Genomic DNA, 14,830 nt, shown 5'->3' on the forward strand with positions numbered 1-14,830 from the left:
CTTTCTTAAGAAAATTATTTATCTAATAATTCACCAGATTTTTTTGCAATACGAACTTTTTTACCATCTTCTACTTTGAAGCCTACGCGAGTAGGTTCGCCTGTTTTCGGATCTAATACCATAACATTAGAAACGTGAATAGGTGCTTCTTTCGTAATAATTCCACCTTGTGGATTTAATTGAGATGGCTTAGAGTGTTTTTTAACGATGTTAACACCCTCAACGATAACACGGTTTTGCTTTGGGAAAGCCACAAGGATAACGCCTTGTTTTCCTTTGTCTTTACCAGTGATTACCTGAACTTTATCACCTTTTTTTACATGCATCTTAATTCTGCACCTCCTTAGCAAGGCAATACCTTAAATTATAGAACTTCTGGAGCTAAAGAAACGATCTTCATGAAGTTGCTATCACGTAATTCACGAGCTACTGGTCCGAAGATACGAGTACCACGTGGGCTCTTATCGTCTTTGATGATAACCGCTGCGTTTTCATCAAATTTAATATAAGAACCGTCCGGACGACGAGCTCCGCTCTTCGTACGTACCACTACTGCCTTAACAACGTCACCTTTTTTAACAACGCCACCTGGTGTTGCTTGTTTTACCGTAGCAACGATAATATCACCAATATTAGCATATTTACGACCAGAGCCGCCTAATACTTTAATTGTTAAAAGTTCACGTGCACCAGAGTTGTCAGCAACTTTCAAACGAGATTCTTGTTGGATCATGTTATGAAACCTCCCTTCGGACTAAAAATTCCGATTCGTCTATTTAGATAACAACCGCTTCTTCAACGATTTCAACTAAACGGAAACGCTTAGTAGCAGAAAGCGGGCGAGTTTCCATGATTTTAACGATATCGCCAAGTTTTGCTTGGTTTTGCTCATCATGGGCTTTGTACTTTTTAGAATACTTAACACGTTTTCCGTACAAGGAATGAGTTTTGTAAGTTTCAACTAAAACTGTAATCGTTTTGTCCATTTTATCAGACACAACACGACCAGTATAAACTTTGCGTTGGTTACGTTCGCTCACTATGCAAACCTCCCCTCAATTTATCGATTAATTCCGATCTCTCTTTCACAAACTACAGTTTTCATACGAGCAATCGCTTTACGCACTTCACGGATGCGAGTTGGATTCTCTAATTGTCCTGTAGCAAGTTGGAAGCGAAGATTGAACAATTCTTCCTTTAAAGCTTTAACTTTTGTTTCGATTTCGGCAGTGGTTAATTCACGAATATCATTAGTTTTCATTAGATTCACCACCATTTTCTTCACGTTTTACGAACTTACATTTCACAGGTAGTTTGTGAGCTGCAAGACGTAATGCTTCGCGTGCTACCTCTTCAGATACACCCGCGATTTCAAACATAATTTTCCCAGGTTTTACTACTGCTACCCAGCCTTCTGGTGCCCCTTTACCGGAACCCATACGTACTTCTAGAGGTTTTGCAGTGTAAGGTTTAGAAGGGAAAATTTTAATCCATACTTTACCGCCACGTTTCATGTAACGAGTCATTGCACGACGAGCAGCTTCGATTTGACGGTTTGTAATCCATGAAGCAGCTTGTGCTTGTAAACCGAATTCACCGAAAGCAATTTCAGTTCCACCTTTTGCACGACCACGCATTTTACCACGATGCTCTCTACGATATTTTACGCGTTTTGGCATTAACATATTATTTTCCTCCTTCCTCAGAAGCTTTCTTTTTTGTAGGAAGGACTTCTCCACGGTAGATCCATACTTTTACGCCTAATTTACCGTATGTTGTATCAGCTTCAACTGCTGCATAGTCAATATCAGCGCGAAGTGTATGAAGTGGAACAGTTCCTTCACTGTAAGATTCTGCACGAGCGATATCAGCCCCGCCAAGACGACCAGAAACCTGTGTTTTAATACCTTTTGCTCCTGCACGCATAGCACGTTGAATAACTTGCTTTTGTGCACGACGGAATGATACACGGTTTTCTAATTGACGAGCGATGTTTTCGCCCACTAATTTAGCGTTAAGATCAGCTCTCTTAACTTCTAAAATGTTAATGTGTACACGCTTGCCTGTTAATTGGTTAAGAGCTTTACGAAGTGCTTCAACTTCAGTACCACCTTTACCAATTACCATACCAGGTTTTGCAGTGTGAATTGTAACATTTACACGATTTGCTGCACGTTCGATTTCTACTTTAGCAACAGCAGAATCTTTTAAGCGTACAGTAATGTACTCACGGATTTTGATGTCTTCATGTAATAACGTAGCATAATCTTTCTCAGCGAACCAACGAGATTCCCAGTCGCGGATAATACCGACACGAAGACCAATTGGATTAACCTTCTGACCCATCGATTATCCCTCCTTCTTTTCTGATACCACAACTGTGATGTGGCTTGTGCGTTTGTTAATTTGGCTTGCACGACCCATTGCACGTGGACGGAAACGTTTCAACGTTGGACCTTCGTCAACGAAGACTTTTTCAACAACTAGGTTGTTAATATCCATCTCATAATTGTGCTCTGCATTTGCGATTGCAGATTTTAAAACTTTTTCTACAACTGGAGAAGCAGTTTTTGGTGTGTGGTTAAGGATAGCAATCGCTTCACCCACTTGCTTACCTCGGATTAAGTCTACTACTAAACGAACCTTACGAGGAGCAATACGAACTGTTCTCACTACTGCTTTAGCTTGCATTGAAGTGCCTCCTCTCATTATCTTCTAGTTTTCTTATCGTCAGCAAGGTGACCTTTATACGTACGAGTTGGTGCGAATTCACCTAACTTATGGCCAACCATATCCTCAGTGATGTACACAGGTACGTGTTTACGACCATCATATACAGCAATTGTATGTCCGATGAACTGAGGGAAGATTGTTGAACGGCGAGACCAAGTTTTAACAACTTGTTTTTGCTCAGATGCAACTAATTTTTCCATTTTGTTCATTAAGTGATCATCGACAAATGGTCCTTTTTTTAAGCTACGAGCCATTTTGGTGCCTCCCTTCGTGATTGGCGTACGGTTCTTGAAATGAACCGTACTACAATCCCATTATTTTTTACGACGACGAACGATAAATTTATCAGACGCTTTGTTTTTCTTACGAGTCTTGAATCCAAGAGTTGGTTTACCCCATGGAGACATTGGAGACTTACGTCCGATTGGAGAGCGTCCTTCACCACCACCGTGTGGGTGATCAACCGGGTTCATTACAGAACCACGAACTGTTGGGCGCTTACCTAACCAGCGAGAGCGACCTGCTTTACCGATTTTGATAAGTTCGTGTTGTTCGTTACCAACTTGACCGATTGAAGCGCGACAAGCAGATAATACTAAACGTACTTCACCAGAAGTTAAACGTACAAGTACGTATTTTCCTTCTTTACCAAGTACTTGAGCAGATGTACCAGCAGAACGGACTAATTGTCCTCCACGACCAGGCTTAAGCTCGATATTATGAACAACAGTACCTACTGGAATGTTGATTAATGGTAATGCGTTACCGATTTTAATGTCAGCTTCAGGGCCAGACATAACTTCCATACCTACTTCTAAAGTTTTAGGAGCAAGAATGTAACGTTTTTCACCGTCAACGTAGTTAATTAATGCGATATTCGCAGAGCGGTTTGGATCGTATTCGATCGTAGCAACGCGTCCTGGAATTCCATCTTTGTTACGCTTAAAGTCGATGATACGGTATTGACGCTTATGTCCGCCACCTTGATGACGTACAGTAATTTTACCTTGGTTATTACGACCAGCCTTTTTGCTTAAAGGAGCAAGTAAAGACTTTTCTGGTCTGTCGGTCGTGATTTCAGCGAAATCATTCGTAGTCATGTTACGACGACCGTTAGTAGTTGGATTATACTTTTTAATTCCCATCTCAATTTCCCTCCTTCTTTAGTAAGAATTAAACGCCTTGGAAGATTTCGATTTCTTTGCTGTCAGCAGTTAGCTTAACGATTGCTTTACGACGACGGCTAGTAAAACCAGCGTGACGACCAACACGTTTTGCTTTCGGCTTGTAGTTCATGATATTTACTTTGTCTACATTAACACCAAAGATCGCTTCTATAGCGTCTTTAACCTCTGTTTTATTAGATTTAACGTCCACGTCGAACGTGTATTTTTTTTCAGCCATCATTTCCATAGAACGTTCAGTGATAACTGGGCGCTTAATGATATCACGAGGATCTCTCATTATGCAAGCACCTCCTCTACTTTTTCCACTGCCGCTTTTGTCATGATTAGCTTATCATGATGAAGCACATCTAGCACGTTTACGCCATCAGCAGTGATTACTGTTACTCCAGGGATATTGCGAGCAGATAACTCTACAGATTCGTTTGCATCAGCAGTTACGATAAGAGCTTTCTTCTCAACAGTTAATCCTTTAAGTACTGCTACCATGTCTTTTGTTTTTGGTGCATTTAACACTAGGTCCTCAAGAACTACAATGTTGTTCTCAACTACTTTAGTAGCTAATGCAGATTTGATTGCTAAACGACGAACTTTCTTAGGAAGTTTGTACGCATAGCTTCTTGGTGTAGGTCCGAATACCGTACCACCACCACGCCATTGAGGAGAGCGGATAGAACCTTGACGAGCACGTCCAGTTCCTTTTTGACGCCATGGTTTACGACCACCACCACGAACTTCAGAGCGAGTTTTTACTTTGTGTGTACCTTGACGTAAAGATGCACGTTGCATCATTACAGCTTCAAATAGTACAGCTTCATTTGGTTCGATACCGAAAATAGCTTCAGCTAATTCGATTTCACCAACCTGTGAACCAGTTTGGTTATATACAGTAACTTTTGGCATTGGAATTCCTCCTTCCTATTGTGAATTATTTGCTAACCTTCACAGCGCCTTGAACAACTACAAGAGATTTCTTAGCACCTGGAACGTTACCTTTTACTAGTAATAAGTTGCGCTCAGTGTCAACTTGAACGATTTCTAAGTTTTGGATAGTAACTTGGTCTCCACCCATACGTCCAGCAAGTTTTTTGCCTTTGAATACACGGTTCGGAGCAACTGGCCCCATTGAACCTGGACGACGGTGATAGCGAGAACCATGAGACATAGGTCCGCGAGATTGTCCGTGGCGTTTAATAACACCTTGGAAACCTTTACCTTTAGAAATTCCTGTTACGTCAACGATTTCACCTGCAGCGAAAACTTCAACTTTTACCTCTTGACCAACCTCTAATCCGTCCACGTCTGCATCGCGGATTTCGCGAATGAAGCGCTTAGGAGTTGTAGATGCTTTAGCAGTGTGGCCTTGTTCAGGTTTGTTAGTTAACTTTTCACGTTTATCTTCAAATCCTAACTGAATTGCGTTGTAGCCATCAGTTTCAGTTGTTTTCTTTTGAAGAACAACGTTTGGATTAGCAGCGATTACTGTTACTGGGATTAACTCACCGTTCTCAGCAAATACTTGAGTCATACCGATCTTTCTTCCTAAGATTCCTTTGGTCATGAGTTACACCTCCTACATTTTTAAGTTATATGAATTATAGTTTGATTTCGATATCTACACCAGATGGTAAATCTAAACGCATTAATGAATCTACTGTTTGCGGAGTAGGACTCACGATGTCGATTAGACGTTTGTGTGTGCGCATTTCGAATTGTTCACGAGAATCTTTGTACTTATGAACAGCACGAAGAATTGTGTAAATAGTCTTCTCAGTTGGTAATGGGATCGGACCAGAAACTGTTGCCCCAGAACGCTTAGCTGTTTCTACAATTTTCTCAGCTGATTGATCAAGAATACGGTGATCATAAGCTTTTAAACGGATACGAATTTTTTCTTTTGCCATTATTTTCCCTCCTTCGTTCGCCTATTTCTAAAATAGACCTTCTCCATGGAAATTTCCCCACACCATGCCATGGCAAAGCGGCCGGGTGTGTCAGCAACCTTCCACTTCATCGCAGTCAAAGACCAACATTGTCTATTATACAATGTTATTCGTCTAGATGCAAGCATCTTTTTGTTTGCATCTGCTTTTCTCTACTTTTGCTATTATACATGGCACTTTAAAGAATATCAAGTTTTCATCTACTCTTATTCACCTTACAGTTTTTGGGTGTTGTTTTCGTTTTATATACTATAGAAGAAACTCATCCAAAAATAGAAAATACATCTCTTTCTTCTATAGTAATAAGCAATAAAAAAACTCAAGGGAGAATCCCTTGAGTTTTTAATAATCTAATTAAAGACTACTCAGCAACGATTGTAGCAACTACACCGTAACCTACTGTACGTCCACCTTCACGAATAGAGAATTTAGTTCCCTCTTCGATAGCGATTGGAGCGATAAGTTCGATAGTCATTTCGATGTTGTCACCAGGCATTACCATTTCAGTACCTTCTGGTAATTGGATGATACCAGTTACGTCAGTTGTACGGAAGTAGAACTGTGGACGGTAGTTAGCGAAGAATGGAGTATGACGTCCACCTTCTTCTTTAGATAATACGAAAACCTCAGCTTTGAATTTAGCGTGTGCTTTTACAGAGCCAGTTTTAGCAAGAACTTGTCCACGTTGGATGTCTTCACGAGCAACCCCACGAAGTAGAGCACCGATGTTGTCTCCAGCTTGAGCTTGGTCAAGAAGCTTACGGAACATTTCTACACCAGTTACAGTTGTAGTAGCATTCTCTTCAGCAAGACCGATGATTTCTACTACGTCACCAACTTTAACGATTCCACGCTCAACACGACCAGTTGCAACTGTACCACGACCTGTGATAGAGAATACATCCTCGATAGGCATTAAGAATGGTTTGTCAGTTTCACGTTCTGGAGTTGGGATGTAAGCATCAACTTCAGTCATTAATTCGATGATTTTTTCTTCCCACTCAGCTTCTCCTTGAAGAGCTTTAAGAGCAGAACCTTTAATTACAGGAATATCATCGCCTGGGAATCCGTATTCAGATAATAGGTCGCGAACTTCCATTTCTACTAATTCTAATAATTCTTCGTCATCTACCATGTCGCATTTGTTTAAGAATACAACGATGTAAGGAACACCTACTTGACGAGAAAGAAGGATGTGCTCACGTGTTTGAGGCATTGGACCATCAGCAGCAGATACTACTAAGATACCGCCGTCCATTTGAGCAGCACCAGTGATCATGTTTTTAACATAGTCAGCATGACCTGGGCAGTCAACGTGTGCATAGTGACGAGTTTCAGTTTCGTACTCAACGTGTGCAGTTGAGATTGTGATTCCGCGCTCTCTTTCTTCTGGAGCAGCGTCGATTTGATCGTATCCGCGTGCTTCAGCACCACCAGCTTTTGCAAGAACTGTAGTGATCGCAGCAGTTAATGTAGTTTTACCATGGTCAACGTGGCCGATTGTACCGATGTTAACATGGGGTTTAGAACGTTCGAATTTAGCTTTAGCCATTCTAAATTCCTCCTTAGTTTATATGGGTTATTTTATATTTAGACTAGAAAGTGAAACTTGCGTCTCACTTTCTAAGCTTACATAAGTAGTTATACTTGAACAATCGATAAAAATCAATTATTCACCTTTATTTTTTTTAATAATTTCTTCAGAAACAGACTTCGGTACTTCTTCATAATGATCAAATGTCATTGAGAATGTTCCGCGTCCTTGAGTGTTAGAACGTAATGCCGTTGCATAACCGAACATTTCAGAAAGTGGAACCATAGCGCGAACAACTTGAGCGTTACCGCGAGCTTCCATACCTTCTACACGTCCACGACGAGATGTTACGTCGCCCATAATGTCACCCATGTACTCTTCAGGAATTACAACTTCAACTTTCATCATTGGCTCAAGAATTACTGGGCTACATTTAGAAACCGCAGCTTTAAGCGCCATAGATGCAGCGATTTTGAACGCCATCTCAGATGAATCGACATCATGGTAAGATCCGTCAACTAACGCAGCTTTGATGTCAACTAGTGGATAACCAGCTAGTACACCATTTTTAAGTGAGTCTTCAAGACCCGCTCCAACAGCTGGGATGTATTCACGTGGAACTACACCGCCGACGATTTTGTTTTGGAATTCAAAACCTTTACCTTCTTCATTAGGTTCAAACTCAATCCAAACGTGACCGAATTGTCCACGACCACCAGATTGACGAGCGAACTTACCTTCAACTTTCGCAGCAGCGCGGAAAGTCTCACGGTATGCTACCTGAGGAGCACCAACGTTTGCTTCCACTTTGAATTCACGGCGCATACGGTCAACGATGATATCAAGGTGAAGTTCACCCATACCAGCGATGATTGTTTGGCCAGTTTCTTGGTCAGTGTGAGCACGGAATGTTGGATCTTCTTCAGAAAGCTTAGATAATGCTGTACCCATTTTATCTTGGTCAGCTTTAGATTTTGGTTCGATAGCTACAGAGATAACTGGTTCTGGGAATTCCATAGACTCAAGGATAACAAGGCTCTTCTCGTCACAAAGAGTATCACCAGTAGTAGTATCTTTTAAACCTACAGCAGCAGCGATATCACCAGCGTAAACTGTTGAAATCTCTTCACGGCTGTTAGCGTGCATTTGTAGGATACGACCTACACGCTCACGCTTACCTTTAGTTGAGTTTTTCACGTATGATCCAGAGTTTAACACACCAGAGTACACACGGAAGAACGTTAACTTACCAACATAAGGATCAGTCATGATTTTGAATGCTAAAGCTGCGAATGGTTCTTCATCGCTAGACTTACGCTCGATAGCTTCATCTGTATCCGGAAGAGTACCTTTAATAGCAGGTACATCTAATGGAGATGGTAGGTAGTCGATAACTGCGTCTAACAGAATTTGAACACCTTTATTTTTGAATGCAGAACCACAGATTACTGGGAAGAATTCTACAGAAGTTGTAGCCTTACGGATACCAGCTTTAAGCTCTTCTACAGTGATTTCTTCACCTTCTAGGTACTTCATCATCATTTCTTCATCAAGCTCAGCTACCGCTTCAATAAGTTTTCCACGGTATTCTTCAGCTAATTCTTTATGCTCTTCAGGAATTTCGACACGCTCGATGTCTGTTCCTAAATCGTTAGAGTACATGTAAGCACACTCTTCAACAAGGTCAATGATACCATTGAACTCATCTTCAGCACCGATTGGTAACTGAATTGGATGTGCGTTTGCTTGTAAACGATCGTGGATTGTTCCTACAGAGTATAAGAAATCTGCACCAATCTTATCCATTTTGTTAACGAATACGATACGAGGTACACCATAAGTAGTAGCCTGACGCCAAACAGTTTCTGTTTGTGGTTCTACACCAGATTGTGCATCAAGTACTGCTACTGCGCCATCAAGTACGCGTAAAGAACGTTCTACTTCTACTGTGAAATCTACGTGTCCTGGAGTGTCAATGATATTTACACGGTGACCTTTCCATTGTGCTGTAGTTGCAGCAGAAGTAATTGTGATACCACGTTCTTGCTCTTGCTCCATCCAGTCCATCTGAGATGCACCTTCATGAGTTTCACCGATTTTATGAATACGTCCTGTGTAATACAGAATACGCTCAGTTGCTGTTGTTTTACCAGCATCGATGTGAGCCATGATACCAATATTACGAGTGTTTTCTAAAGAGAACTCTCTAGTCATTTGGTGTCTTGCTCCTTCCATATATGGATTGGATTATTTTATTTTAAGTAGCAAAAAAGCCACTTTATATTGTTACATATGCCAGTGTCCAGTACCCTCATTATGTAAAACGAGCGCCCAACGAAAGGGAGAGGCATTCTCCCTCTCCACACTTCCATAAGCGACAAATAAAGCGGTTTATGCTTACAATTTATTTTACGTTGAATCCTACCAACGGTAATGAGCAAATGCTTTGTTAGCTTCTGCCATTTTATGAGTGTCTTCACGTTTCTTAACAGATGCACCAGCGTTGTTAGCTGCATCTAAGATTTCGTAAGCTAGACGCTCTTCCATAGTTTTTTCACCACGAAGACGAGCATAGTTTACTAACCAGCGAAGACCTAAAGTTGTACGGCGTTCTGGACGAACCTCAACTGGAACTTGGTAGTTAGCACCACCAACACGACGAGCGCGTACTTCAAGAACAGGCATGATGTTCTTAAGAGCTTGCTCGAATACTTCCATTGGTTCTTTATCTGAACGTTCACGAACGATATCGAAAGCGTTATAAAGAATTGTTTGAGATTTACCTTTTTTACCGTCAACCATCATTTTGTTGATTAGGCGTGTTACAAGTTTAGAATTGTACATTGGATCTGGTAACACGTCACGTTTTGCAACAGGTCCTTTACGAGGCATATTGAGTTCCTCCTTTCATTATAAGTTTATTATTTTTTAGCAGGTTTTGGTCGCTTAGTACCATATTTAGAACGTCCTTGCATACGTTTGTCAACACCAGCTGTATCAAGCGCACCACGAACGATGTGGTAACGTACCCCTGGTAAATCCTTTACTCGACCACCGCGAATTAATACTACGCTATGCTCTTGTAGGTTATGACCGATACCTGGGATGTAAGCTGTAACTTCAATACCGTTTGTTAAACGTACACGAGCGTATTTACGTAACGCTGAGTTCGGTTTCTTCGGAGTCATTGTACCAACACGAGTACACACACCACGTTTTTGAGGTGCAGAGATATCAGTTGATTTTTTCTTTAAAGAATTAAAACCTTTGTTTAACGCAGGTGATTTAGACTTCCATACTTTATCAGTACGACCATTTCTCACTAATTGGTTAATAGTAGGCATTTGATTATCCTCCCTTCGCATGTTTGTATGACCACATATCCAGGTGGTTCATTATTAGTTGAAAACAAAGTTTTTGCAAGGAAGAGCAAATGCTCTCTCCTCACAAAAACAGTTTTAACTTATTATTCCTATTGCTGAAGCTCCCACTTGAATCCCCGAAACTTTTCCAAGCTTACGAACTGATTCAACTTTGGTTATGGGTATGTTATGTTGCAAGGCAGTACGAATGATAACATGGGTTAACCGCACATCAGCATCTTCCGCAATAACAACTTCTTTAACTATACCATTTTTGATTGCTTCCAATGTTCGTTTATGACCAACGACTACATTTTCAGCATTTGACACTTTTTGATAAGACATTTAAATATCCTCCAAAGCATCGTTCAGGAGCAACCTTGATTATAGTAACATTTTGTCTCATACAATGTCAACTAGGATCAGCTGTTTTTATACAAAATTTACGACGGAAAATTTTACTGTTCCACATAAACTTCATCGTTTTCTACATTCATGTTATCTTGTGTTGTTTTTACAAGATCCACTTTGCGATAACGATTCATACCTGTTCCAGCAGGAACAAGCTTACCGATAATAACATTCTCTTTCAATCCTAGAAGCTCATCGCGTTTACCCTTAATTGCTGCATCTGTTAGAACACGAGTTGTTTCTTGGAATGACGCCGCAGATAAGAACGAATCTGTCTCAAGTGAAGCTTTTGTAATACCAAGTAGAACCGGTCTAGCCGTTGCTGGTTGTTTACCTTTCAGTAACACCTTCGCATTCGCATCAGTAAACTGATGGATATCTAGTAATGTTCCTGGTAATACATCTGTTTCACCCGCATCACTTACACGAACTTTACGTAGCATTTGACGTACCATTACTTCTACGTGTTTGTCACCAATTTCTACCCCTTGCATACGGTATACTTTTTGAACTTCACGTAATAAGTATTCTTGAACTGCTGTAATGTCCGTTACTTTTAGTAATTCCTTCGGATCAATAGAACCTTCTGTTAACTCTTTACCGTGGCTAATTGGCTGTCCTAGAGTTACTTTCAGACGAGCACCGTAAGGAATAGCATACGTACGAGCTTCAACTTCACCCTGTACAACTACTTCTTGGCGATCTTTAACATCGTTGATCGCTGCGATAACACCGTCAATTTCACTGATAACTGCCTGACCCTTCGGATTACGAGCTTCGAAGATCTCTTGGATACGAGGTAAACCTTGTGTGATATCATCCCCGGCAACCCCACCTGTATGGAACGTACGCATCGTTAACTGTGTACCTGGCTCACCGATAGATTGAGCTGCGATAATACCTACCGCTTCTCCTACTTCTACGTCTGTACCAGTTGCTAAGTTACGACCGTAACACTTCTTACATACACCATGGCGAGTATTACACGTAAACGCTGAACGAATGTTTACAGTTTCAACACCCGACTTTTCAACGATATGAGCAATATCTTCAGTAATTAATTGATTTTCAACAACTAATACTTCACCTGTTTCAGGATGTTTTACAGTTTTTCTTGCAAAACGTCCAACAAGACGATCATATAGTGACTCAATAACTTCATTACCCTCTTTAATCGCACCAATTAGTAAACCGCGATCTGTTCCACAATCATCTTGACGAACAATTACATCTTGTGCAACGTCTACAAGACGACGTGTTAAGTAACCAGAATCGGCAGTTTTAAGTGCTGTATCGGCAAGACCTTTACGCGCACCATGCGTAGAGATGAAGTACTCAAGTACTGTTAAACCTTCACGGAAACTCGATTTGATCGGAAGCTCAATGATACGACCAGATGGATTGGCCATCAGACCACGCATACCAGCAAGCTGAGTAAAGTTCGATGCGTTACCACGGGCACCGGAATCACTCATCATGAAGATTGGGTTGCGTTTATTCAAGGATTTCATCAGCTTTCCTTGGATAACATCTTTTGCATTACTCCAAATAGAGATAACACGATCGTAACGTTCTTCTTCCGTGATTAAACCGCGACGGAATTGTTTAATTACATTATCTACTTTTGCTTGTGCTTCATGGAGAATTTCATCTTTTTCACCTAATACAAGAATATCTGATACCCCAACTGTAATGCCAGCTTTTGTAGAGTATTTAAATCCTAAGTTTTTCATACGGTCAAGCATGCGAGACGTTTCTGTAATTTGGAAACGTTTGAATACTTCCGCAATAATATTACCAAGGATTTTCTTGCTAAATGGTGCCACTTCTTCGCGACTAGCAATAATTTCTTTAATGTTCGCACCTTTTTCAACGAAATATTCCGCTGGTGTTTCTTTTTCAAGGTTTGAGTTTGTTGGTTCATTAATATAAGGGAACGACTCTGGTAAGATTTCGTTAAATATTAATTTACCAACTGTTGTTAATAGAAGCTTACTCTTTTGCTCTTCAGTAAACGTTACATTATTTACCGAACTCGCAGCAACTGCAACACGTGTGTGCAGATGTACATATCCATTTTGGTATGCAAGTATTGCTTCGTTTGCATCTTTGAAGACCATACCTTCACCGATTGCACCCTCGCGCTCAAGTGTTAAGTAATAGTTACCTAATACCATATCCTGAGATGGAGTAACAACTGGTTTTCCGTCTTTTGGATTCAAGATGTTTTGTGCCGCTAACATAAGGATACGAGCTTCTGCTTGTGCCTCTGATGATAACGGAACGTGAACCGCCATTTGGTCACCGTCAAAGTCCGCGTTGTATGCAGTACATACAAGTGGGTGAAGACGGATTGCACGACCTTCTACTAGTGTAGGTTCAAACGCCTGGATACCAAGACGGTGAAGTGTTGGTGCGCGGTTTAGAAGTACTGGATGCTCTTTAATCACAGATTCTAAAACGTCCCAAACTTCAGGGTGTACACGCTCGATTTTACGTTTAGCACTCTTAATGTTGTGTGCTAATCCTTTTCCAACTAACTCTTTCATAACGAAAGGTTTAAACAATTCAAGTGCCATTTCTTTCGGCAATCCACATTGGTACATCTTTAAGTTCGGTCCTACGACGATTACAGAACGGCCAGAGTAGTCAACACGTTTACCTAATAAGTTTTGACGGAAACGTCCTTGTTTACCTTTAAGCATGTGAGATAGTGATTTTAATGGACGGTTACCTGGTCCAGTAACTGGACGGCCACGGCGACCATTATCGATTAATGCGTCTACAGCTTCTTGTAACATACGTTTTTCGTTTTGAACGATAATGCTTGGTGCACCTAAGTCCAATAGACGTTTTAAACGGTTGTTACGGTTAATTACACGACGATATAAGTCGTTTAAGTCAGAAGTAGCAAAACGTCCACCATCTAACTGTACCATCGGGCGTAGTTCTGGTGGGATAACTGGAAGAACCTCTAAGATCATCCAAGATGGGTGATTTCCAGAGTTACGGAATGCTTCTAATACTTCTAGACGTTTAATAGCACGAGTACGGCGTTGTCCTTGTGCTGTTTTTAATTCTTCTTTTAAGAAGTCTACTTCTTTATCTAAATCGATGTCTTGCAGTAATTTCTTAATCGCTTCTGCACCCATAGCAGCATGGAATGTACTGCCATATCGATCACGATATGCACGGTATTCTTTTTCAGAAAGTAATTGCTTCTTATCAAGTGGTGTATCTCCACTTTCTGTTACAACATAAGAAGCGAAATAAATTACTTCTTCAAGCGCGCGAGGGGACATGTCTAAGACAAGTCCCATGCGGCTCGGGATACCTTTGAAATACCAAATATGAGATACAGGAGCAGCTAATTCGATATGACCCATACGTTCACGACGAACTTTTGCACGCGTTACTTCAACGCCACATCGATCACAAACTACACCTTTATAACGTACACGTTTATATTTCCCGCAATGACATTCCCAGTCCTTTTGTGGTCCGAAAATACGCTCACAGAACAAGCCATCTTTTTCAGGCTTTAACGTACGATAGTTAATTGTTTCTGGTTTCTTAACTTCACCGTATGACCAAGAACGAATCTTGTCAGGTGAAGCAAGTCCAATCTTCATATATTCAAAGTTATTTACATCTATCAAGGGG

The 14,830-nt window shown here is 40.8% G+C and carries 19 protein-coding genes; all 19 read right to left on the reverse strand.

All coding sequences use genetic code 11. The features are described 5' to 3' along the window. Positions 1-14 precede the first annotated feature (14 nt). A complete protein-coding gene (gene rplX / locus ABH960_RS27395; protein ID WP_000558201.1) occupies positions 15-326 on the reverse strand; it encodes a 50S ribosomal protein L24 in 312 nt (103 codons plus the stop codon). A gap of 38 nt (positions 327-364) precedes the next feature. After that, positions 365-733 carry a 50S ribosomal protein L14 gene (gene rplN / locus ABH960_RS27400; RefSeq protein WP_000615912.1) on the reverse strand — a complete coding sequence of 123 codons (369 nt, stop codon included), beginning with the start codon at positions 731-733 and terminating at the stop codon, positions 365-367. Between the two features lie 43 nt (positions 734-776). Next, on the reverse strand, positions 777-1,040 hold the full coding sequence (gene rpsQ / locus ABH960_RS27405; RefSeq protein WP_002091526.1) for a 30S ribosomal protein S17: 264 nt from the start codon (positions 1,038-1,040) through the stop codon (positions 777-779). Between the two features lie 20 nt (positions 1,041-1,060). Continuing rightward, positions 1,061-1,261 carry a 50S ribosomal protein L29 gene (gene rpmC / locus ABH960_RS27410; protein WP_002091523.1) on the reverse strand — a complete coding sequence of 67 codons (201 nt, stop codon included), beginning with the start codon at positions 1,259-1,261 and terminating at the stop codon, positions 1,061-1,063. Then, positions 1,251-1,685, reverse strand: coding sequence for a 50S ribosomal protein L16 (gene rplP, locus ABH960_RS27415; RefSeq protein WP_000928969.1), 435 nt, complete (start codon positions 1,683-1,685; stop codon positions 1,251-1,253). The genes rpmC and rplP overlap by 11 nt, the downstream gene beginning before the upstream one ends. A gap of 1 nt (position 1,686) precedes the next feature. Further along, positions 1,687-2,346: a 30S ribosomal protein S3 gene (rpsC, locus tag ABH960_RS27420; protein ID WP_002009771.1), complete on the reverse strand. Its 660-nt coding sequence runs from the start codon at positions 2,344-2,346 to the stop codon at positions 1,687-1,689. 3 nt (positions 2,347-2,349) lie between these two features. Beyond that, the gene (gene rplV / locus ABH960_RS27425) at positions 2,350-2,691 is read right to left on the reverse strand and encodes a 50S ribosomal protein L22 (protein WP_002009773.1); all 342 of its coding nucleotides are present in this window, start codon (positions 2,689-2,691) and stop codon (positions 2,350-2,352) included. Positions 2,692-2,708: 17 nt separating this feature from the next. Next, the gene (rpsS, locus tag ABH960_RS27430) at positions 2,709-2,987 is read right to left on the reverse strand and encodes a 30S ribosomal protein S19 (RefSeq protein WP_000124452.1); all 279 of its coding nucleotides are present in this window, start codon (positions 2,985-2,987) and stop codon (positions 2,709-2,711) included. 60 nt (positions 2,988-3,047) lie between these two features. Continuing rightward, complete coding sequence (rplB, locus tag ABH960_RS27435) at positions 3,048-3,878, reverse strand: 50S ribosomal protein L2 (protein WP_000511584.1); 831 nt, start codon at positions 3,876-3,878, stop codon at positions 3,048-3,050. A gap of 28 nt (positions 3,879-3,906) precedes the next feature. Beyond that, positions 3,907-4,197: a 50S ribosomal protein L23 gene (gene rplW / locus ABH960_RS27440; RefSeq protein ID WP_001205557.1), complete on the reverse strand. Its 291-nt coding sequence runs from the start codon at positions 4,195-4,197 to the stop codon at positions 3,907-3,909. Further along, the gene (gene rplD, locus ABH960_RS27445) at positions 4,197-4,820 is read right to left on the reverse strand and encodes a 50S ribosomal protein L4 (protein ID WP_001127261.1); all 624 of its coding nucleotides are present in this window, start codon (positions 4,818-4,820) and stop codon (positions 4,197-4,199) included. The genes rplW and rplD overlap by 1 nt, the downstream gene beginning before the upstream one ends. A 25-nt stretch (positions 4,821-4,845) precedes the next feature. Continuing rightward, complete coding sequence (rplC, locus tag ABH960_RS27450; protein ID WP_000160209.1) at positions 4,846-5,478, reverse strand: 50S ribosomal protein L3; 633 nt, start codon at positions 5,476-5,478, stop codon at positions 4,846-4,848. 34 nt (positions 5,479-5,512) lie between these two features. Further along, positions 5,513-5,821 carry a 30S ribosomal protein S10 gene (gene rpsJ / locus ABH960_RS27455; RefSeq protein ID WP_001040595.1) on the reverse strand — a complete coding sequence of 103 codons (309 nt, stop codon included), beginning with the start codon at positions 5,819-5,821 and terminating at the stop codon, positions 5,513-5,515. A 400-nt stretch (positions 5,822-6,221) separates the two neighbouring features. Further along, entirely contained in the window at positions 6,222-7,412 is a 1,191-nt protein-coding gene (gene tuf, locus ABH960_RS27460) for an elongation factor Tu (RefSeq protein WP_002009778.1), read from the reverse strand. A gap of 117 nt (positions 7,413-7,529) precedes the next feature. Continuing rightward, complete coding sequence (gene fusA / locus ABH960_RS27465; RefSeq protein WP_002169326.1) at positions 7,530-9,608, reverse strand: elongation factor G; 2,079 nt, start codon at positions 9,606-9,608, stop codon at positions 7,530-7,532. A 207-nt stretch (positions 9,609-9,815) separates the two neighbouring features. Beyond that, positions 9,816-10,286 (reverse strand): 30S ribosomal protein S7, encoded by a 471-nt coding sequence (rpsG, locus tag ABH960_RS27470; protein WP_001137492.1) that lies wholly within the window; start codon positions 10,284-10,286, stop codon positions 9,816-9,818. A 29-nt stretch (positions 10,287-10,315) separates the two neighbouring features. Next, positions 10,316-10,738 (reverse strand): 30S ribosomal protein S12, encoded by a 423-nt coding sequence (rpsL, locus tag ABH960_RS27475; RefSeq protein WP_001142341.1) that lies wholly within the window; start codon positions 10,736-10,738, stop codon positions 10,316-10,318. Positions 10,739-10,852: 114 nt separating this feature from the next. After that, a complete protein-coding gene (locus tag ABH960_RS27480) occupies positions 10,853-11,101 on the reverse strand; it encodes a 50S ribosomal protein L7ae-like protein (RefSeq protein WP_000121833.1) in 249 nt (82 codons plus the stop codon). Between the two features lie 113 nt (positions 11,102-11,214). Further along, positions 11,215-14,826: a DNA-directed RNA polymerase subunit beta' gene (gene rpoC / locus ABH960_RS27485; protein WP_002009783.1), complete on the reverse strand. Its 3,612-nt coding sequence runs from the start codon at positions 14,824-14,826 to the stop codon at positions 11,215-11,217. Positions 14,827-14,830: the final 4 nt, after the last annotated feature.

This window comes from Bacillus sp. RC252 (genome assembly GCF_044909215.1).
Classification (GTDB): Bacteria; Bacillota; Bacilli; order Bacillales; family Bacillaceae_G; genus Bacillus_A; species Bacillus_A mycoides.

What these genes read in the sequence shown, in the direction of transcription:
- rplX (WP_000558201.1), bottom strand. Translation starts at nt 326, where the DNA reads ATGCATGTAAAAAAAGGTGATAAAGTTCAGGTAATCACTGGTAAAGAC.
- rplN (WP_000615912.1), bottom strand. Translation starts at nt 733, where the DNA reads ATGATCCAACAAGAATCTCGTTTGAAAGTTGCTGACAACTCTGGTGCA.
- rpmC (WP_002091523.1), bottom strand. Translation starts at nt 1,261, where the DNA reads ATGAAAACTAATGATATTCGTGAATTAACCACTGCCGAAATCGAAACA.
- rplP (WP_000928969.1), bottom strand. Translation starts at nt 1,685, where the DNA reads ATGTTAATGCCAAAACGCGTAAAATATCGTAGAGAGCATCGTGGTAAA.
- rpsC (WP_002009771.1), bottom strand. Translation starts at nt 2,346, where the DNA reads ATGGGTCAGAAGGTTAATCCAATTGGTCTTCGTGTCGGTATTATCCGC.
- rplV (WP_002009773.1), bottom strand. Translation starts at nt 2,691, where the DNA reads ATGCAAGCTAAAGCAGTAGTGAGAACAGTTCGTATTGCTCCTCGTAAG.
- rpsS (WP_000124452.1), bottom strand. Translation starts at nt 2,987, where the DNA reads ATGGCTCGTAGCTTAAAAAAAGGACCATTTGTCGATGATCACTTAATG.
- rplB (WP_000511584.1), bottom strand. Translation starts at nt 3,878, where the DNA reads ATGGGAATTAAAAAGTATAATCCAACTACTAACGGTCGTCGTAACATG.
- rplW (WP_001205557.1), bottom strand. Translation starts at nt 4,197, where the DNA reads ATGAGAGATCCTCGTGATATCATTAAGCGCCCAGTTATCACTGAACGT.
- rplD (WP_001127261.1), bottom strand. Translation starts at nt 4,820, where the DNA reads ATGCCAAAAGTTACTGTATATAACCAAACTGGTTCACAGGTTGGTGAA.
- rplC (WP_000160209.1), bottom strand. Translation starts at nt 5,478, where the DNA reads ATGACCAAAGGAATCTTAGGAAGAAAGATCGGTATGACTCAAGTATTT.
- rpsJ (WP_001040595.1), bottom strand. Translation starts at nt 5,821, where the DNA reads ATGGCAAAAGAAAAAATTCGTATCCGTTTAAAAGCTTATGATCACCGT.
- tuf (WP_002009778.1), bottom strand. Translation starts at nt 7,412, where the DNA reads ATGGCTAAAGCTAAATTCGAACGTTCTAAACCCCATGTTAACATCGGT.
- fusA (WP_002169326.1), bottom strand. Translation starts at nt 9,608, where the DNA reads ATGACTAGAGAGTTCTCTTTAGAAAACACTCGTAATATTGGTATCATG.
- rpsG (WP_001137492.1), bottom strand. Translation starts at nt 10,286, where the DNA reads ATGCCTCGTAAAGGACCTGTTGCAAAACGTGACGTGTTACCAGATCCA.
- rpsL (WP_001142341.1), bottom strand. Translation starts at nt 10,738, where the DNA reads ATGCCTACTATTAACCAATTAGTGAGAAATGGTCGTACTGATAAAGTA.
- ABH960_RS27480 (WP_000121833.1), bottom strand. Translation starts at nt 11,101, where the DNA reads ATGTCTTATCAAAAAGTGTCAAATGCTGAAAATGTAGTCGTTGGTCAT.